We start from the raw sequence: 19,309 nt of genomic DNA, 5'->3' as shown, positions 1-19,309 counted from the left end.
ACTGTCGCCGCCGCCGTCGTCGCCGTCGTCCCCCGATCCCGCGCCGCCCCGCCCCCCACCCACCTCCCGAAAGGCCCCCCATGACCGACACCCCCGCCCCGACCGGGTCCGCGCCCGCCCCGACCGGGTCCACTCCCGCCGCGGGTGAGACCGCCCCCGGCCGCGACGCGCTCGCCCTGGCCGCCGACATCGCCTCCGGCGCCACCACCGCCGCCGAGGTGCTCGAGGACGCGATCGCCCGCATCGAGGCCCTGGACCCGCAGCTCAACGCGATGGTCGCCACCCGCTTCGACGCCGCGCGCGCGGAGGTCGCCGCCGGCCTGCCCGACGGCCCCCTGCGCGGCGTGCCGATCGTCATCAAGGCCCTCGGCACCGACGTGGCCGGCCTGCCCGCGGCGAACGGATCGCGGCTGTTCGCCGACGTCGTGGCCGACGTGGACAGCACGGTCGTCCAGCGCTACAAGGCCGCCGGCATGGTGGTGCTCGGCACGACCAACGTGCCTGAGATGGGCAAGACCACCACCACCGAATCGCTCCTGCACGGCCCGTGCCGCAACCCGTGGGACACCGGCCACTCCACCGGCGGGTCGAGCGGCGGATCGGCGGCGGCCGTGGCCTCGGGCATGGTCCCGGTCGCCCACGGCACCGACGGCGGCGGCTCGATCCGCATCCCCGCCGCCATGTGCGGGCTCGTCGGCCTCAAGCCGAGTCGCGGCCGCGTGCCGACGTGGCCGCACCCGGACGCGTTGTCGTCGCCCCTGTCCTACCACCACGCTCTGACAACGACCGTGCGGGACAGCGCGGCCCTGCTCGACGCGGTGGCCGGTCACCGCCCGGGCGACGCCTACGGTGCCCCCACGCCGCCGCGGCCCTTCCTCGACGAGGTGGGCGCGGACCCCGGGCGCCTGCGGGTGGGCCTGCTGCGCGTGGCGCCGGGGCCGTTCCCCACCGAGGCGTCCAGCACCGCCGCCGTGGAGCGCACCGCCGCGCTCCTGGGCGAGCTGGGCCACGAGGTGCGCGAGGTGGAACTGGGGCTCGACGTGATGGAGGTGATGTCGGCGGTCGGCGCGATCATGGGCGCCCAGCTGCGCGCCACCATCGATGCGCGACTCGCCGCGCTGGGAAGGGAGCTCGACGACGACGACATCGAGCCCTGGACCCGGGTGATCCTCGACAATGCCATGACCCACTCGGCACCCGATGTCGCGCGGGCTCTGCAGACCGCCCAACTGACCGGCTGGCGCGTGGCCGAGCTGTTCGGGGCGGACGGCGTGGACGTGCTGTTGATGCCGACTCTGCCCTCGGCGACCCCGGAGCTGGGGTACCTCGACGTCACCGACCCGGGCACGATGTGGACCCGGTCCTCGGCGTTCTCGGTGTGCACGAGCATGTTCAACGTCTCCGGCCAGCCCGCGATCTCGCTGCCGCTCGGCACCGACGACCGCGGCCTGCCCGTGGGCGTGCAGCTGGTCGCCGACTACGCGCGCGAAGACCTGCTGCTGCGGCTGTCGGGGCAGCTCGAGGCGGCCGCGCCGTGGCAGCGCGTGGCGCCCGGGTTCGCGGGCTGGTGAGAGGGGAGTAGCGCCGGCGCGGGACTCGCCCAGCCGCTCCTGGCGGTGGCGTCTCGCTCCCGCGGATGCGCGCGTCTTCTGCAGCCGCTCCCCAACATGGCGTCTTGCCCTCCCCGCGGTGCGCGCGAGACGCCATGTTCGCGTGCGGCTGTCGCCCGGAGGGCGGGTTCGTGGGCGTATGCGTTCGGCATCGCGCGCGTTCGCTCCCGTTCCGGGCGTCTCGCTCCTGAAGATGGCGTCTCGCCCCCGGGCCTGCCGCCGGAGGGTGTGCAGCCGCTCCTGAAGATGGCGTCTCGCTCCCGGGGATGCACGTGTTTCTTGCAGCCGCTCCCCAACATGGCGTCTCGCCCTCCCCGCGGTGCGCGCGAGACGCCATGGACGGGGGCGGCTGTGTCAGGCGAGGTGGGCGGGGTCGTCGACGTACGCCGAGGCGCCCGATGCGCGCGGCCGGGCAGGCCAGGCGCAGAGCGCGGGTCCCTGAAATGGCGAACGGCCCCGGATCCCTGAAGCAGGATCCGGGGCCGTTCGGTGGTGGCGGAGCGATCGCCCCGGGGCCGTTCGGTGGTGGCGGAGCGATCGCCCCCGCGCCGTTCGGCGGTGGCCGAGCGATCGCCCCGCGACTGTCGGCGTCGACGGCCGCCGGCGCGAGGCGATCACCCCGCGACTGTCACTCCTGGACGAACGCGCCGTCGAAGAGCATCGTGCTGTGCAGGGTCGGGGAGACGCCCTTGACGGAATCGTTCACCACGACGTACTCCTGCGCGTTGGCCAGCACCGCGAACGGCACCACGCGGTTGTAGACCTCCTGCAGCTCGGTGAGCGCGGCCTTCTGCGCGTCGAGGTCGGGGGCCGCCTTGAACGCGGCGACGGCCTCGGTGAGCTCGGGATCGTCGACGCCCGGGATGTTCAGCGAGCCGCCGGGGGTCATGGCGCTGGCGAACGTCGAGGCGGGGTCGGCGTCCGACGGGGACAGACCGCCGATGACGGCCTCGAAGTCGCCGGTGAACTGGCGGGCCACGACCTGGGCGACGGGCGCGCTCTGGATGGTGACGTTGAAGCCGGCGGCGTCGAGCAGGGCCTTGACGGCCACGCCGGACTCCATGTTCTCCGGGCTGTCGGCCACGAGCAGGGTGAGCTCACCGTTCCAGTCGGGGCGGTCGGCCTTGACCTCGTCGAGCAGCGCGGTGGCCTCCTCGACGTTGAACTGCGGGCCCTCCTGGCCGTCGTAGAAGCGGGAGGACTCGGCGATGATGGCCGAGGTGGGCTGGCCGAGTCCGCCGGTGAGGCGCTGGTCGATCAGGTCGCGGTCCAGGGCCTTGGCGAACGCCTGGCGGGCGCGCTCGTCGGTGAGGACCCCGTCGTACCCGGCGTTGCCCGCGTTGAGGTTGACGATCGAGCCGGCGCTGGTGATGGTCTCGAAGCCCTTGTCACCGGCATCCTGGGCGGCGGTGACGGTCTTGGCGCCACGCAGGAAGCCGACCTGGACCTCGTCGGTCTGGAACGCCTCGTAGGTGCCCTGCGAGCCGGGGATGCGGATGAACTTCAGGGTCGGGCAGACCGGGCCGCCGTAGTAGTCCGGGTTGGGCTCGAGCACGAGCTGCTGGTCCGGGACGTACTCGGAGACGGTGAACGCGCCCGCGCCGATGGGGTTGCGCGCCCACTCCTGCGGGTCCGCGGCCTCGTACGCCTTCTTGGGGATGACCTCGCCGCCGGCACCGGCCAACAGGATCGGGAACCCGGCCCACGGCTCGGCGAGGGTGAACTCCACGGTGAGGGGGTCCACGACACGGGCCTGCTCGACCTGCATGGCGTCGGTCATCGCGTTGGAGACCGTCTTGGGGTCCTTGTGCAGGTCGATCGTGAAGGCCACGTCCTCGGCGGTGAGCGGGTCGCCGTTGGAGAAGGTCACGCCGTCGCGGAGCTTGAGGGTCCAGACGGTGTTGTTCTGGGAGGACTCCAGCGACTCGGCGAGCTTGGGCTCGAACTCCGCCGTCTCCGGGTTCCACTTCATGAGGCGGTCGTAGACGGCCGCCGACTCGGTGGCCCCGCGGACGCCGAACATGCCCTGGCCGGGCGCGAAGGAGGGGAGCATCGCGTACTCGCCCATGGTGATGGTGCCGCCGACCCGGTCCTCGGTGCACCGCTCGGACTGGTCCGGAGCGGAGGCGCCGGAGGCGTTGGCGGTGGACTCCGAACCGCCGCCTCCGCACGCGGTGAGGGCGAGGGTGGTCGCGGCGAGGACGGCCAAGGCGCTGGTGGCGCGGGAGGCGCGGGTCATCTGAACTCCTGATCGTGAGAACGCGGCGGGCCGGTCGGCGCACCGCCGGTGGGGATGTCGGCGTGAAGCAGCCCCGGGCTCTCGCCGGTGGGCGGACGGCCCGGGGCACGACGGTGTGGTGTGAGGGGCGTCGCCGGCGGGTTCAGGGCCCGCCGGCGACGCCGGGTGTCACGCGGTGACGGTCACTTCTTGACGAAGGCCCCGTCGTACAGGACGGTCGAGGACAGCGTCGGGGTGAGGCCGCCGACGGTGTCGGAGACGGCCACGTACTGCTCGCCGTTGGCGACGACGGTGAACGGCTGGACCTCGTTGAAGACCTCCTGCAGGCGCGTGAGCGCGGCCTTCTGGGAGTCGACGTCGGCGGCGGCCTTGAGCTCGGTGACCGCGGCGGACAGCTCCGGGTCGTCGATGCCCGTGAGGTTGGTGGCCCCGCCCGGGGTGAACGCGCTGGCGAAGGTCGACGCCAGGTCGGCGTCCGAGGGCGCCAGGCCGCCGATCACGATCTCGTAGTCACCCGTGAACTGGCGGGCGGTGACCTGGGAGACGGGGGCGTTGTCGATCACGACGTTGAACCCGGCCGCGTCCAGCAGGGCCTTGGCGACCACGCCGGCCTCGACGTTCTCGGGGCCGTCGGAGATGAGCATGCGCAGCTCACCGTTCCAGTCGGGGCGGTCGGCCTTGAGCTCGGCGACGAGGGACTTGGCCTTCTCCACGTCGAACGCGGGCCCTTCCTGCCCGTCGTAGAGGCGGGAGGAGTCGGCGACCAGCGCGGAGGTCGGCTGGCCCTCGCCGTCGTAGAGGCGCTGGTTCCACAGGTCCCGGTCGATCGCCGCGGCGACGGCCTGGCGGGCGCGGGCGTCTGTGAGGATGCCGTCGTAGCCGGCCTTGCCCGAGTTCATGTTGATCACCGAGCCGGAGCTGATGATCTCCTCGAAGCCGCGGACGTCCTCGGCCTGGGCCATGGACGTGAACTTGGCGCCGCGCAGGAAGCCGACCTGGATCTCGCCGGTCTTGAAGGCGTCGAAGGTGCTCTGCGAGCCGGGGATGCGGATGAACTCCAGCGTCGGGCAGACGGGCCCGCCGTAGTACTCCGGGTTGGGCTCGAGCACGGTCTTCTGGTCCGGGATGTACTCGGCCACGGTGAAGGCGCCGGCGCCGATCGGGTTGCGGGACCACTCCTGCGGGTCGGCGGCCTCGTAGGCGTTCTTGGGGATGACCTCACCGACGGTGCCGGCGAGGGTCACGGGGAACCCGGCCCACGGGTCGGCGAGCGTGAACTCCACAGTGAGCGGGTCCACCGCGCGGGCCTCGGAGATCTCCATCGCGTCGGTCATCGCGGTCGACCGGTTCGCGGGGTCCTTGTGCAGGCCCACCGTGAACACCACGTCCTCGGCGGTGAGCGGGTCGCCGTTGGAGAAGGTGACGCCGTCGCGGAGCTTGAGGGTCCACACGGTGTTGTCCTCGTTGGCCTCGAGGGACTCGGCGAGCTTGGGCTCGAACTCCGCGGCCTCGGGGTTCCACACCATGAGCCGGTCGTAGACGGCCGCCGACTGGGCGCCGCCGCGGACGCCGTACTGGCCCTGGCCGGGCGCGAACGACGGGAGCATGGAGAACTCGCCGACGGTGATCGTGCCGCCCGCCAGGTCCTCGGTGCAGCGCTCGGACTGGTCGGGGGCCTGGCCCTCGGCGCCGCCGGCGGCGGAGGTGGACTCGTCGCCGCCTCCACCACACGCGGACAGGGTCAGGGCGGCCGTCGCGAGGACGGCCAGGGCACCGGTGGTGCGCTTCATGAGTTCTCCTGGAGGGGGTGGTGGCACGCGACCTGGTGGCCGGGCGCGATGGTGGTGAGCGGGGGACGTTCGGCGGCGCAGAGCTCGGTGGCCCGGGGACACCGGGTGCGGAACCTGCATCCGGACGGGGGGTTCAGGGGCGAGGGCAGCTCGGAGCTGGTCGCGGTGATGGACTCCTCGCCGAGCGTGTCGGCGAGCGTGCCGCCGAGCGTGGGGGCCGAGGAGATGAGCAGCATCGTGTACGGGTGGGCCGGGGCCCGGTACAGCGTCTCGGTGTCGGCGACCTCGCACACCATGCCGAGATACATCACGGCCACGCGGTCGGCGATGTTGTGGACCACCGACAGGTCGTGGGAGATGAACACCATCGTCAACTGGTAGCGCTCCTTCATCTCCTCGAGGAGATTGAGGATCTGCGCCTGCACGGAGACGTCGAGCGCGGAGACGGGCTCGTCACAGACGAGCACCTCGGGCTCCAGGACGAGCGCCCGGGCGAGCGCGATGCGCTGGCACTGCCCGCCGGAGAACTCCGACGGGCGGCGGTCGCCGGCGTGCTCGGGGTCGAGGCCGACCGCCTCGAGGGCGGCGTCGACGCGGCGCCGGATCTCCTCGCGGCCGCCGTCGACGCCCTGGATCTCCAGGCCCTCGGCGACGATGTCGCGGACCTTGCGGCGCGGGTTGAGCGAGGAGATGGGGTCCTGGAACACCATCTGGATCCGCTTGCGCGCCTCCTTGAGCGAGGAACCGGACAGGGCGCAGAGGTCCGTGTCGTCCACCATGACGCGCCCGGCGGAGGGGCGTGGCAGCTGTAGCATCGCCCGGCCGAGGCTGGACTTGCCGCAGCCGGACTCGCCGACGAGGGCGAGCGTGGAGCCGCGGGGGACGTCCAGGGAGACGTCCGAGACGGCGTGAACGGTGCCCTTGCGGGTGTGGTACTCGACGGTGACGGCGTCGACGACGAGCTTGGCGTCGGTCGGACGGCCCGCGATCCCGGTGTCCGCGGAACCGGCGAGGTCGGGGGGAGAGACGGTCATGATGCCTCGCTGGTGGTGCTCATGGGGGCGGGGATTGTCGGGTGCAGACAGCCGACCCGGTGGACGGAGAACTGCGGGGTGAGCCCGGGCGTTCCGGTGAGGTCCTCGAGCGGCGGGTCCACGGTCAGGCAGTCGTCGGCCACGCGCGGACAGCGGGGGGCGAACCGGCAGCCGGCGGGCATGTCCCGCAGGTTCGGCGGGCGTCCCTCGATCACGGTGAGCATGGTGTGCGGAGGCTGGTCCGGGCGCGGGATCGAGTCGAGCAGGGCGCCGGTGTACGGGTGCGCCGGCTCGTCGAGCAGGGCGCGGGTGTCGCCCACCTCGAGGAAGCGGCCGGCGTACATCACGCCGATCCGGTCGGTGTGCTGGGAGACCACCGCCAGGTCGTGGCTCACCAGGATCATCGCCATGTCCGAGTCGGTCTGCAGGCCGTGCAGGAGGTCGAGGATCTCGTGCTGCACGGTGACGTCGAGCGCGGTGGTGGGCTCGTCGGCGATGAGCAGCTTGGGCTCGCAGGACAGGGCGATGGCGATGCCGACGCGCTGGCGCATGCCGCCGGAGAGCTGGTGCGGGTACTCGTTCAGCCGGGTCCTGGGCGAGGGGATGCGCACGCGGGTGAGCATCTCGACGGCGCGGTCCGCCGCGTCCTTGCGGCTCAGGCCCAGGTGGTGGCGCAGCGGGTCGATGATCTGACGACCGATCGTCCGGATGGGGTTGAGCGAGGTGAGCGGGTCCTGGAAGACCATGGCGATCTCGCGGCCCCAGAACTTCTGCGCGTCCCGGCGGGTGAGCTTGAGGACGTCGCGGCCGTCGAAGCGGACCGTCGAGGACGGGTCGACCCGTGCGGTGGACGGGGCGATGCCCATGATCGACCGGACGAGCATGGACTTGCCCGACCCCGACTCGCCCACGATGCCGATCGTCTCGCCGCGACGCAGTGAGATGTCGACCCCGTCCACGGGGGTGATCCGACCCGCCGGGGTGTCGATGTGGGTGCGCAGGTCCCGGACCTCGAGCAGCAGGTCCGTGTCCGTGGTCACGGGCCCGCTTGGTGGTGCGGCGGCGATGGCTGCCTCCTGGTGTGAGTACCGGCTCTAAGTCATGTACTTAGAACGTGTTGCTGTGACGAGTATCACGAACTAGTGTGGCTTCGTCAAGATGATTAAGTAACCGCCTCATGCGGTGACTCAACGAAGGGGTCTCCCCACGTGCTCAGGTTCATAGGCGAACGCGCTCTGCACGCGGTCGTCGTCGTCATACTCGCCGCGATCGGCGCGTTCTTCCTGATGGAGGCCGTCCCCGGTGACGCCGCGGCCTCGGCCGTCGGACCGGGCGCGACCGAGGAGCAGTATCTGGCCGCCAGGGAGGAGCTCGGGCTCGACGATCCGCTGGCGGTCCGCTTCGCCGACTGGGCGGGCAGCATGCTCTCGGCCGATCTCGGCAACTCGCTCATCCAGCCCAACCAGCCCGTCACCGAGATGATCGGCAACGCCCTGCCGGTGACCATCCAGCTCGCGTTCCTGTCGATCATCCTGTCGCTGGCGATCGCCGTGCCGGTCGCGGTGTGGTCGGCCTACCGCCGCGGTGGCGTGTTCGACCAGGTGGCCTCGATCGTCGCGTTCGCGTTCATCTCGGTGCCGAGCTTCGTGGCCGGCCTGTTGCTCATCTACCTGCTGGTGTTCAACCACTCGTTCGCGCAGCAGCTCATCCTGGGGCTCGCGGCCGTGGTCGGTCTCGCGGTGGCGCTGTCGCCGCTGGGCCGCCGGGGCGGGCCCGGGGCGCCCGGCGTCATGTGGGGCAAGGCGCTCATCGCCGGCCTCGTGGCGGGCGGCGTGCTCGCGTTGATCGCCACCTTCCTGCCCGAGTTCCCGCGCCAGGGCTACGTGCCGCTGGACGAGGGGCTGGGCGAGAACCTGCGCAGCATCGCGCTGCCGGCCCTGACGCTGGCGCTCATGGAGGTCGCGATCTTCACCCGCGTCCTGCGCACCGACATGATCTCGACGCTGCAGCAGGACTTCGTCCTCTCGGCGCGCGCGAAGGGCATGCCCACCGGGCACGTCCTGGTCAAGGAGGCCCTGCGGCCGTCGACGGTCTCCATCATCACCCTCGCCGGCATCAGCCTCGGCCGCCTCATCGGCGGCACAGTGGTGGTCGAGCGCCTGTTCAACCTGCCGGGGATGGGCAGCATGATCGTCGACGCCGTGCAGAACGACAATCTCCCCGTGGTGCTCGGTGGCGTCATCGTCATCGCCGCCTTCTACGTCCTGGTCAACATGACCGTGGACGTCGCCTACGCACTCATCGACCCGAGGATCCGCCGTGGCTGACATCGATACGACCCTCCCGCGCGGCGCGTCCCCCGCGACCGCGACCGCGACCGTCGCGGCGGACGCCCCCGCCCGGCGCAAGCTCCGGCTGCCCAGGCTCTCCGGCCTCGGCACGTGGATCGCCCTCGGCTGGACCGTCCTCATCGTGCTGGGTGCCCTCATCGTCGACTTCCTGCCGCTGGCGGAGGCCCGCGACCCGGCGCTCGCGCTCACGACGCCGTCCCTGCTGCCGCCGGACCTGGCCTCGGACTTCCCCCTGGGCACCGACCGGCAGGGCCTCGACATCCTCGGCGGCCTGCTCTACGGCGCGCGCGTCTCGATCGTCGTGGGCATCGGCGGCGTGATCATCGGCGGCCTCATCGGCGGCGCGCTCGGCCTGGTGGCCGGGTACAAGGGCGGCTGGGCCGACCGCGTGGTCTCCATCATCAGCGACGTGCTGCTCGCGTTCCCGTCGCTGATCCTGCTCATCGCGATCATCACGGTGCTCGAGCCGACCCTGCTCAACGTCACCCTCGCGCTGGGGATCATGGTGGTGCCGTCGTACGCGCGACTCGTGCGCGCCAACGCCATGAGCTTCGCCGGGCGCGAGTTCGTCACCGCGGCCCGCTCGCTCGGCGCCGGGGAGATCCGCATCATGCTGCGCGAGGTGGCCCCGAACATCGTCGCGCCGGTGCTGTCCTACAGCTTCATGCTGGTCGCGGTGCTCATCGTGGCCGAGGCCTCGCTGAGCTACCTGGGGCTGAGCATCCCGCGCCCCGAGCCGACCTGGGGCAACATGATCAGCGCCGGTCAGCCCGACTTCGAGCGCTACCCCTACCTCGTCGGCATCCCCGCGTTCGTGCTGTTCCTCACCGTCCTGAGCTTCAATCAGCTGGGTGAGGCGGCCGGACGCAAGTGGAGCCCGGGCGCCGCCAAGATCTGACCCGATCGGCCGGCCCGTCCGGGCCGGCCGACGCGGCCGATGACCCAGGCCGCCGACCATGAGGGCCGCCGAGTACGGCGCCGAAGGAGTGGGCTCGATGGAGCGGACGAACGACGCCCCGGCTGACACCGGGCCGAACGGCGCCTCCCCGGCCAGGGACGCCAAGACGGCGATGATCGAGATCGCCGAGAAGCTGATCGGCGAACGCGGCCTCGACCGGGTGTCGATGCGCGATGTCGCCACCGCCGCCGGGCAGCGCAACAACTCGGCGGTGCAGTACCACTTCGGGAGCCGGGACGGGCTCATCCTGCAGGTCCTGCGCCGCCGGCTCACCGCCCTGGACGCGGTGCGGCAGCAGCGCCTGGCCGAGGTCGACGAGCAGGGCCTCGGCACGGACCTCGCCTCGCTGGTGCGGGTGCTGTTCGAACCGATCGTCGAACTGCTGCGCGCGACCCCGGACGCCACCCACTACGCCCGCTTCCTGCAGCGGGTCGGGCCGGTGATGGGGCCCGAGGCGCCCGAGGTGCGGCTGCGCACCGCCACCGACGACGTGGTGGTGCGCCTCATCGACGTGTGTTCGCACCTGCCCCGGCGGGTCGCGTTCGAGCGGATCGATCTGGCCGTCCAGATGTTCACCGGCGCGCTCGCCGTCTACGAGGACCGACGCGACGCCCGCAGTACTGTGGTCAACTCCGAGTTCGACAAGGTCGTGGCCCACCTCTACGACATGATCGAGGCGGCGCTGCGGGCCGGGCAGGGCGCGTCCGACGGCGGCGCGAACCGGCCCGCCGCGGTCGCGGGCGGATCCGTCGAGGTCGTCGGCGGACCCGTCGCGGGCTCAGAGGTCGCGGACGCAGCGGAACCCGAGGTTGGCGGTCGCTGATCCGGCCGTGTTGGCCGACCGCGCCGCGACCCGGTAGCGGTAGCAGTACGAGTCGTGGCACAGGTACGACCCGCCGCGCATCACCCGCCAGGTGTCGTCGTCCGGGCCCGCGGCGGGGCCGCCGCCGGGGAGCGGGCCGCGCGGGTCCTCCCGGGGTGAGTCCGCGTAGTAGCCCGGGTCGAACACGTCCGCGCACCACTCCCACACGTTGCCGACCATCTGGTGCAGGCCGTAGCCGTTGGGGCGGTACGCCCGCACGGGCGCGGTCGTCAGGTGGCCGTCGTCCAGGGTGTTGTGGGTGGGGAAGCGCCCCTGCCACACGTTGAGGTTCCACCGGCCGCGCGGGCTGAGCTCGTCGCCCCACGGGAACCGGGCGCCGGCCAGTCCGCCGCGGGCCGCGTACTCCCACTCCGCCTCGGTGGGCAGCCGCGCGCCCGCCCAGTCGCAGTAGGCCGTCGCGTCGTTCCACGACACGTGCACGACCGGGTGGTTCTGCAGGCCCGTGATCGAGGACCGCCGGCCCCCGGGGTGGCGCCAGTCCGCGCCGCGCACGGCCACCCACCACGGTGTGGTGTCGAGCCGGTGGAGCACATCGGACCGGTCGGCCTCCACGGCCAGGTGGAACACCGGGGACACGCCCACCCGCTCAGCGTCGGTGACGTAGCCCGTGTCCTTGCAGAACGTGGCGAACTGGGCGTTGGTCACCGCGCACTCGTCCATGCGGAACGCCCGGAGGCTCACCTCGTGGACGGGCAGTTCGCCGTCATCGGGGTAGCCCTCGTCGAAGTGGTCGCCCATGAGGAAGCTGCCCGCGGGCACCACCACCTGCCGCCGGGGCCGGTCGGCGCCCCGCCCCGCCGCGCTGCCGCCCCCGCGGGCCTGGCCGGGGACCCGGAGGGCCGGACCGTTCGGCTCCTCCGGCACGGGCGGGCCCGCCGGTGCGCAGCACGACCTCGTCGTCGTCGACCTCGCCGTCGGGTCCGTCATCCTCGTCCCTCCGCGCCGACCCCGGTGACCACCTCGGACAGCAGCGCGCCCATGCGCTCGTCCACGTCCTCGCGCGCGGCGGCCGGGACCTCCAGCACGTCGAGGATCTGCTCGCGGAGCACCGGCCAGGCGTAGATCACCGTGAGCGCCAGGGCGAGGTGCAGGTCGCCGGCCGGCGGGGGAGCGGTCATGTGGGCCACCGCGCGGGCGGGGCGCGTCGAGGCGTCGAGGAGCGGGCGCGCCACGGAGTCGGGGTCCAGTGACAACCACACGAGCAGCCGGCTGAAGTCCGGGTTGGCCGTGGCCCCGGCGAGCATGGCGCGGACGGCCCGGCCGGCGTCGTCGTGCTGGGCGACGTGGGCGGATCCGTGGCGCAGGCCCTCCTCGAGGACCGCCGCCAGCAGGTCGTCCTTGTTCCCGATGTGCCGGTGGATGAGGCCGAGGTTGACCCCCGCGGCCTCGGCCACCAGGCGTAGCGGCGCGCGCGGCCCGCGGGCGGCGAAGACCCGCCGGGCCGTGCCCAACACGGCGCGGCGGACGGCGTCTCGACCGACGGGGCGATCCGGTGTGGCGCGTTCCATGGACGCAACTGTAGACGAACGTCTACTGTCTGGACAGGCCCGCCTGTAGACAACCGTCTACGCCCGGCCACCACCACCACCGCCGCCGCCCGCGGAACCCGCCGTCACGAGAGGAACCCCCATGCAGGTCACCATCGGCGACCACCAGATCGAGTTCGGCCCCAAGCGCCTCAGGCTCGGAGCCGACGACGCCCCGCCCGCCACCTACCAGCACATCGGCGTGCGGCCCGTCACCCCGTTCATCGGCGCCGACATCGAGGGCGTGGACCTCGCCGCGCCGACCCCCGAACAGATCGCCGAACTGAGGACCGCGCTCCTCGAACGCAAGGTCCTGTTCTTCCGCGACCAGCAGCACCTCACCGCCCACCAGCACCGCGACTTCGCCGCCCACTGGGGCGAGCTCGAGGTCCACCCGATCCTCGACCAGGGCGAGATCCCCGAGGTCGTCCGCTTCGACCGCGGCCAGGACAACCCGGGCATGGAGAACATCTGGCACGTCGACGTGACCTGGAAGGACCGCCCGCCCCTGGGCTCGGTGCTCCGCGCGATCGAGGTGCCCGACGCCGGCGGCGACACCCTGTGGTCCGACATGGGCAACGCCTACGACGCCCTGCCCGCCGACATCCGCGAGCGGATCGACGGACTCACCGCCACGCACGACTTCACCCCGTCGTTCGGCCGCGGGATGACCCCGGACAGGCTCGCCGAGATGCAGGCGCAGTACCCGCCGCAGCACCACCCCGTGGTCCGCACGCACCCCGAGACAGGCCGCAAGCTGCTGTTCGTCAACAGCCTGTTCACCACCGAGATCGACGGCGTGGACCCCGTCGAGGGGCGGGAGCTGCTGCGCCGCCTGCTGGACCAGGTGAAGATGCCCGATTTCCAGGTGCGCCTGCGGTGGGCCCCCGGCACGGTCGCGTTCTGGGACAACCGCGCCACCCAGCACTACGCGTGTAGCGACTACTTCCCGCACCGACGCGTGATGGAGCGCGTCGCGATCGTCGGGGACGTGCCGGCATGACGACGCCCCACGACCGCCCGACACCGGGCCGCGCCGACGATCCGACCCTGGACCGCCACGTCGTGCCCGTCCGCCGCCTCGCGTCGCGCGTGGCCGCCGAGATGGACCGCCGCCACCAACACGACCCGTTCCCGGGAGCCGAGCAGGTCCGCCCGCCGGAATCGGCGCCCAACATCCTGCTCGTCATGCTCGACGACGTGGGGTTCGGCACCTCCTCCGCCTTCGGCGGCCCGTGCCACACACCCACCATCGAGCGCCTCGCCCGCGACGGCGCCGCCTACACGCGGTTCCACACGACCGCCCTGTGCTCGCCGACCCGCGCGGCCACCCTCACCGGACGCAACCACCACAGCGTCGGCATGGGCGTGATCTCCGAGATGGCCACCCGCGCACCCGGCTACACCGGCGTCCGCCCGGACTCCGCCGCCACCGTCGCCCGCGTGCTGCGCGGCAACGGGTACGCCACCGGGGCGTTCGGCAAGATGCACCAGACCCCGCCCTGGGAGACCACCGCCGCCGGCCCCTTCGACCGCTGGCCCACCGAGGAGGGCTTCGACACCTTCTACGGGTTCCTCGGCGCCGAGGCCGACCACTTCACCCCCGTCCTCTACGACGGCCGCCGCCAGGTGGATCCGCCGCGCACGCCGGAGGAGGGCTACCACCTCACCGAGGACCTCGTGGACCGCGCCGTGCAGTGGATCGACGAGCTGGACTCCGTCTCCCCGGGCCAGCCCTGGTTCTGCTACCTGCCGTTCGGTGCCGTCCACGCGCCCCTGCACGTGCCCGAGTCCCACCGTGACCGGTACGCCGGGCGGTTCGACGAGGGCTGGGACGCGCTGCGGGAGCAGACGCTCGAACGCCAGAAGGACCTCGGCGTGGTGCCACCCGACACCGAGCTCGGCCCCTGGGCCCCGGGACTACCGCACTGGGAGGAGCTCGACGACGAGGAACGGCGGGTCGCCTCCCGCCTCATGGAGCTGTACGCCGGGTTCCTCGAGCACACCGACGACCAGGTGGGCAGACTCATCGACCACCTCGCCGCCACCGGTGCGCTCGATAACACCCTCGTGCTGTACATGGTCGGCGACAACGGTGCCTCCACCGAGGGCGGGCGGCTGGGGGCCTTCAACTACCTGGCCGGGCTCAACGGCCTGCCCTCCACCACGCAGGAACTGCTGGAGAACTTCGACGACCTCGGCGGCCCCGACTCGTACCCGCACTTCCCGGCGTCGTGGGCGCTCGCGCTCAACACCCCGTACCAGTGGGCCAAGCAGGTCGCCTCCCACTACGGCGGCACCCGCAACGGGCTCGTCGCGCACTGGCCGGGGCGGATCGCCGAACCCGGCAGGCTGCGCCACCAGTGGCACCACTGCGTGGACATCACGCCGACGATCCTCGAGGCGGCCGGCCTGCCCATGCCGCACACCGTGGACGGGGTCGCGCAGAAACCACTCGAGGGCGTCGGCATGACCTACACGTTCACCGAACCCGACGCCCCGGACCGGCACACCACCCAGTACTTCGAGATCTTCGGCAACCGCGGGATCTACGACCACGGGTGGACCGCCGTCACCGTCCAGCGCGCCCCCTGGCTCATGGCCTCCCGGGTGGACCTGGGCGACCTGGCCTCCAGCACCTGGGAGCTGTACGACACCCGCGTGGACTGGTCGCAGGCCCGCGACCTGGCCGACGAGCACCCGGACGTCCTCGACCGGCTCAAGACCAAGTTCATCGCCGAGGCCGCCCGCTACGACGTCCTGCCGCTCGACGACAGCACCGTCGGCCGCCAGGCCCGCCCCGACAGCCGGCCGCCCCACCCCATGGCCGGCCGGTCCTCCATCACCCTGTACCCCCACATGGACGGGCTCAACGAGAAGGCCGCGCCCACGCTGTTCAACAGGGGGTTCCTGCTCACCGCGTCGCTCGACGTGCACGAGGTGGGGGAGTGCGAGGGGGTCCTGTTGAGCATGGGCGGGCGGTTCGGCGGCCTGACGCTGTACCTCCTCGACGGCGTGCCGGTGTTCGAGTACAACTTCTTCGGCCGCCACCACGGTCGCGCCGCCGGCAGCGAGCCCCTCCCGGCGGGCGCCCGCACCGTCGAGCTGGAGTTCGGCTACGACGGCGGGATCGCCGCCGGCGCCGACCTGTCCCTGCTCGTCGACGGCGAGGAGGTCGGTCGGGGCCGCATCGCCGTGACGGCCCCCGCGATGTTCAGCATGAACGAGACCCTGGACGTCGGCCGCAGTCGCGGCAGTGCGGTGAGCACCGCCTACGAGGGGGCGTTCCCGGTCCGCGGAGCGACGCTGCACCACGTGCGGGTGGACCTGCAGCGTGGCAGCGAGCTGCCGCGGGCGAGGAGGGAGAGCATCGAGCTGGCGACGCACTGATCAGCGCGGGGCGCGGCCCGGGGCGCGGCGGGCGTGCCGGCCGCGCCCCTGCGCTCGGGCGCCCCGCGCTCAGGTGGCCGGCCGGCTCAGACCCGCCCGCGCAGGAGCTTGCGGAAGTACACGACGGGTTGGACGAACCGGTCGAACGCGTACGTCGCCCGCCGTGGCACGGTGAGGTCGATCCCGCGGACCGAGGGGGCCGGCCGCCCGCTCCGGTCGTGCTCGTCGAGCACCAGCCGGTTCCTGCTCACGGCGACGGGGATGACCGTGTAGCCGTCGTACTCCCGTAGCGCCCCACCGTCGCGGGTGGCGCGCAGGTTGTCGGCCACCACCCCCACCTGGTCCCGCAACGCGCCGCCCGACGGGCGGGTGCCGACCGTCGCGGCGTCCCCGAGTCCCCAGACGGTGTCGACGCGGGTGTGACGCAGGGTGCCCGGGTCGACGTCGACCAGGGCGGCGTCGTCGTCGGTGGCCAGGCCGGAGTCGGCGACGAACCGGGGCGCGCGGGAGTGCGGGGTGACGTAGGCCAGGTGGACGTCCTCGATGGTCGAGGGGGTCGGGCCGGCGACCGCGACCGTGCGGGCGTGATGGTCCACGGAGTCGATGCGCGACTGCTCGTGCACGGTGATGCCGTACCGCTCGATGAACGGCCGCAGCCTCCGGTCGGCGTGCTCGAGACCGAGGAGCCCGCGGAACGGGGTCACCAGGTGGATGTCTATCCGGTCGAGCACGTCCTCGCGCCGCCAGTGGTCACAGGCCAGGAACATCGCCTTGAGCACCGTGCCGCCACAGGAGGCGGGTTCCGGCGGGACCGAGAACACCACGGTGCCCTCGCGTACGCGGACCAGGGCGGCGCACGCCCGGCCGGCGTACTCGGGCACGTGTGCGGACACCGCCCACCCGTCGACGTAGCCCTCCTGCAGCCCCGGGACGGCGTCCCAGTGCGGGGTCAGGCCGGGGCACACCACGAGGTCGCGGTAGCCGACGGTGGCGCCCGTGTCCAGGGTGACCGTGCGCTCGGCGGGGTCGACACGGGTCGCCGCGTGGGGGAGGAGCTCGACGCCGTCGGGGACGACGGTCGCCATGGGCCGTTCGTACCGTGACATGCGGGCCTGCCCGGCCGCCGCGTAGTTGAGCATCGGTCGGTACCGGTGCACGGGGCTGGGGTCGATGAGCGCGACGCTGCGCACGCCGTCGCGCCTGAGGCGGGCGGCCAGGGAGACCCCGGCGTTGCCCGCCCCGACGATCACGGTGTCGAACGCGGCGGGCATGGCGTCAGAACACTTCGAACGCGTAGCCGACGAGCCCGATGACGACGAGGAGGACGACGACGGCGATGACCGCGATCCACACGTACGCGGCTTTGTTGCCGGGCTGAGGTGTCGGGCTCTGCTGTTGCAGAGGGCCCTGCTTGTTGGTGGCGCTGTCCGACTGCAACGAGGTGGAGTCGGAGTCCGGCGTGATGCCGGCGGGTGCCGCGCCGTGGCTGTCCACGTCGGGGCTCTGGGCAGGGTCGGGGTCTGACGGTCGGGCGTTGGTCATTTCGCACCTCTCGATCGACTGGAACCCACACGTTAGGGGCTCGGCGTGGCGCCTTCCACCGGTCGATCGCCCCCGAGGACCACGACCCCCGGCCCGACCCCGGCCGCGAGCGCGTGGAGGACCCCCACCACCGACCAGGCGGTGATCGCCGAAGTGCGGCCACCGGAGTCGGGGTCCACGGCGTTCTCGAACCGCAGCTCGTAGCGGCCCACGGGGGACTCCCACTCCACGACGTGGCGGGTGCGTTCGACGTCCGGGTCGGCGACGACGCTCACCTCGGTCCGGTCCAGGCCGAGCGTCGCCAGAGCGAGGGCGACGGAGGCGTTGGAGGTGAGGGGGAACTCGAGCGCGGCCTCGCGGGCCGAGCCGCGGAACACCTCGCGAGGTCCGGCGAGCTCGTCGCCCACGTTCAGGGCGGCCGGGGACTTGATGGTGACGTGGCGGACGCGGGCTTCGCCGGTCTCCGCGCGGGCGGCCGCCGCCAGCACGTCCAGACCGCCGATCGCGCCGGCCGGTACGAGGACCCGCCCGGCGTGCGGGCCCGGCGCGGGGAGGGTGCGGGGGTCGTCGTGCCGGGCGAAGACACCGCACGAGCACACGATGATGTCCGTCCCGGTGGCCGTGACCCGCGGGATGTACGCCTCGGCGGCCGCGACGCTGCTGGCCTCGACAACCACGTCGGCCGCGTCGACGGCGGCCTCGATCTCGCTCTCCGTGCTGTTCGATCGGAGCACCGCGCCGAGCCTCGCACCCGGGACCCGGCCCTGCTCGAGCGCCTCGATGACGGCGCCGCCGATCGCGCCGGCGCCGACGACCGCCACCGTCAGTTCTGCTCCGGATGTCGGTCGGGTCGAAGGCGAGGGGAGAGGGGGCATGGCCCCGACCGTACCCAGCCGCGAACGGGCCCGCTCCTCTCCGGACCCGTGGACCAGACCGGAGTTCAGACGAGCTGGACCTCGTCGCCTTCGCGGATCGTGCCCGGAGTGAGAGCGCGCAGGTAGACCCCGAACTTCGAGCCGTTCTCGCGGGCGAGCGACCGCAGGATGCCGCGATCGTGAGGCAGGTCGGCCTGCGGCAGGGTCACCATGCGGCAGCGTGAGATCCGCATGACGACCTCGCATTCCACCTCGCCGACGGCCAGGCGGCGACCCACCCAGTCGAACTCGGGGTGCCCGCCTCCGGGCGCGTCGGCGTCCGCACCCGCGCCGGATCCCTCCGACTCGTGCTGAACGATGATGTTCTTGCGGAACCGGCGGGGATCGATCACCGAGTCCGGAAGCGCGGACTGCAGTGACCGGAGTGCGGTACTGGTCAGCAGCGACAACGGCAGGGCGTCGAAGTACGTGCCGCGCGGGCTGGCGTAGTCCTCCAACTCGGCGAGGACGTCCGCGGGCATCCCCGTGAACTCCGGGAAAGGGTCATCGGGTCCGAGGCCGAGCTGAGACCGCAGGTCCGCCTCGTCGACGGCGAGGCGCCGGTAGTGCTCGTGGTCGTCCGCCGGCCGGCGCGGATGCAGGCTGACCCGCCGACCCAGCGCGGCCGAGAGCAGTTCGTGGACCCGGTCGTCGTCGCTCCGCACCGTCGAACCGTCCGGGAACTCGATCTCGACCGGCGGCGTGGCGTCGGCGAGGGGCTCCTCGAGGTAGCGGGCGTGGAACCGGAGGAGGTCCGCGAGCTTCTTGGCGCTGCGGATCTCACCGGCCTCCTCGTCCCGCACGACCCAGCCACGGTCACCGGGCAACCCCCAGCTCTCGGTCACGGCGGTCTCGGTGATGCGGTCACCCCGCATCGACTTGACGGGGTAACGCCACAGCTCAGAGACCACGCCCACTCTCATGGAGGCCAGCCTAGGTTCCGGGGGCGGCCGTGGTGACGGATCTGACGTTGCCCACCAGGGTGCCGCGTGCGAGCCTGAGAAACAGAGCCCCGGCCCGGGGCCTCCGGACGAGGGGTGCCGTACCCGGTGTGCGACAAGACGGCCCGCAG

The 19,309-nt window shown here is 72.5% G+C and carries 16 protein-coding genes and 1 riboswitch; of the genes, 6 read left to right on the top strand and 10 right to left on the bottom strand.

Annotated elements, in window-relative coordinates:
• Positions 1-80: 80 nt before the first annotated feature.
• On the top strand, positions 81-1,571 hold the full coding sequence (locus RWK90_RS05450) for an amidase (RefSeq protein ID WP_314035550.1): 1,491 nt from the start codon (positions 81-83) through the stop codon (positions 1,569-1,571).
• Between the two features lie 667 nt (positions 1,572-2,238).
• On the opposite strand, the gene RWK90_RS05445 is transcribed toward RWK90_RS05450, so the two are convergent.
• From RWK90_RS05445 to RWK90_RS05430, 4 genes are all read right to left on the bottom strand, one after another.
• Positions 2,239-3,849, bottom strand: coding sequence for an ABC transporter substrate-binding protein (locus tag RWK90_RS05445; protein WP_314035548.1), 1,611 nt, complete (start codon positions 3,847-3,849; stop codon positions 2,239-2,241).
• 182 nt (positions 3,850-4,031) lie between these two features.
• Complete coding sequence (locus RWK90_RS05440; RefSeq protein WP_314035546.1) at positions 4,032-5,639, bottom strand: ABC transporter substrate-binding protein; 1,608 nt, start codon at positions 5,637-5,639, stop codon at positions 4,032-4,034.
• Complete coding sequence (locus tag RWK90_RS05435; RefSeq protein WP_314035545.1) at positions 5,636-6,673, bottom strand: oligopeptide/dipeptide ABC transporter ATP-binding protein; 1,038 nt, start codon at positions 6,671-6,673, stop codon at positions 5,636-5,638. The genes RWK90_RS05440 and RWK90_RS05435 overlap by 4 nt, the downstream gene beginning before the upstream one ends.
• A complete protein-coding gene (locus RWK90_RS05430) occupies positions 6,670-7,632 on the bottom strand; it encodes an ABC transporter ATP-binding protein (protein WP_396230276.1) in 963 nt (320 codons plus the stop codon). The genes RWK90_RS05435 and RWK90_RS05430 overlap by 4 nt, the downstream gene beginning before the upstream one ends.
• A gap of 249 nt (positions 7,633-7,881) precedes the next feature.
• Here RWK90_RS05430 and RWK90_RS05425 point away from each other — a divergent pair, with 249 nt between their 5' ends.
• The 3 genes from RWK90_RS05425 to RWK90_RS05415 all read left to right on the top strand — a co-directional run bounded on the left by RWK90_RS05425 (position 7,882) and on the right by RWK90_RS05415 (position 10,805).
• On the top strand, positions 7,882-9,000 hold the full coding sequence (locus RWK90_RS05425; protein ID WP_314035541.1) for an ABC transporter permease: 1,119 nt from the start codon (positions 7,882-7,884) through the stop codon (positions 8,998-9,000).
• Complete coding sequence (locus RWK90_RS05420) at positions 8,993-9,922, top strand: ABC transporter permease (protein ID WP_314035539.1); 930 nt, start codon at positions 8,993-8,995, stop codon at positions 9,920-9,922. The genes RWK90_RS05425 and RWK90_RS05420 overlap by 8 nt, the downstream gene beginning before the upstream one ends.
• 97 nt (positions 9,923-10,019) lie before the next feature.
• Positions 10,020-10,805: a TetR family transcriptional regulator gene (locus tag RWK90_RS05415; RefSeq protein ID WP_314035537.1), complete on the top strand. Its 786-nt coding sequence runs from the start codon at positions 10,020-10,022 to the stop codon at positions 10,803-10,805.
• Here the strand turns inward: RWK90_RS05415 and RWK90_RS05410 are convergent.
• Positions 10,761-11,792 carry a formylglycine-generating enzyme family protein gene (locus RWK90_RS05410; RefSeq protein ID WP_314035536.1) on the bottom strand — a complete coding sequence of 344 codons (1,032 nt, stop codon included), beginning with the start codon at positions 11,790-11,792 and terminating at the stop codon, positions 10,761-10,763. The two genes, RWK90_RS05415 and RWK90_RS05410, sit on opposite strands and share 45 nt — an antisense overlap.
• Positions 11,789-12,373 carry a helix-turn-helix domain-containing protein gene (locus RWK90_RS05405; RefSeq protein ID WP_314035534.1) on the bottom strand — a complete coding sequence of 195 codons (585 nt, stop codon included), beginning with the start codon at positions 12,371-12,373 and terminating at the stop codon, positions 11,789-11,791. Before RWK90_RS05405 ends, RWK90_RS05410 begins: the two co-directional genes overlap by 4 nt.
• Before the next feature lie 121 nt (positions 12,374-12,494).
• On the opposite strand from RWK90_RS05405, the gene RWK90_RS05400 reads away from it, so the two are divergent.
• Complete coding sequence (locus RWK90_RS05400) at positions 12,495-13,394, top strand: TauD/TfdA family dioxygenase (protein ID WP_314035532.1); 900 nt, start codon at positions 12,495-12,497, stop codon at positions 13,392-13,394.
• Positions 13,395-13,441: 47 nt separating this feature from the next.
• The gene (locus tag RWK90_RS05395; RefSeq protein ID WP_396230275.1) at positions 13,442-15,781 is read left to right on the top strand and encodes an arylsulfatase; all 2,340 of its coding nucleotides are present in this window, start codon (positions 13,442-13,444) and stop codon (positions 15,779-15,781) included.
• A gap of 86 nt (positions 15,782-15,867) precedes the next feature.
• Here the strand turns inward: RWK90_RS05395 and RWK90_RS05390 are convergent, their stop codons facing one another.
• The 4 genes from RWK90_RS05390 to RWK90_RS05375 form a co-directional block, all read right to left on the bottom strand.
• Positions 15,868-17,052, bottom strand: coding sequence for an FAD/NAD(P)-binding oxidoreductase (locus RWK90_RS05390; protein WP_314035530.1), 1,185 nt, complete (start codon positions 17,050-17,052; stop codon positions 15,868-15,870).
• A gap of 4 nt (positions 17,053-17,056) precedes the next feature.
• On the bottom strand, positions 17,057-17,323 hold the full coding sequence (locus RWK90_RS05385) for a hypothetical protein (RefSeq protein WP_314035528.1): 267 nt from the start codon (positions 17,321-17,323) through the stop codon (positions 17,057-17,059).
• Between the two features lie 32 nt (positions 17,324-17,355).
• Positions 17,356-18,198: an aspartate dehydrogenase domain-containing protein gene (locus RWK90_RS05380; RefSeq protein ID WP_314035526.1), complete on the bottom strand. Its 843-nt coding sequence runs from the start codon at positions 18,196-18,198 to the stop codon at positions 17,356-17,358.
• 65 nt (positions 18,199-18,263) lie between these two features.
• Positions 18,264-19,160: an MOSC domain-containing protein gene (locus tag RWK90_RS05375; RefSeq protein ID WP_314035524.1), complete on the bottom strand. Its 897-nt coding sequence runs from the start codon at positions 19,158-19,160 to the stop codon at positions 18,264-18,266.
• 81 nt (positions 19,161-19,241) lie between these two features.
• A riboswitch (guanidine-III (ykkC-III) riboswitch) is annotated at positions 19,242-19,308 on the top strand.
• Position 19,309 lies beyond the last annotated feature (1 nt).

Origin of the sequence: Dietzia sp. CH92 (assembly GCF_032248695.1) — a bacterium.
Classification (GTDB): Bacteria; Actinomycetota; Actinomycetes; order Mycobacteriales; family Mycobacteriaceae; genus Dietzia.
This window is presented reverse-complemented; position numbering and strand designations above follow the sequence as displayed.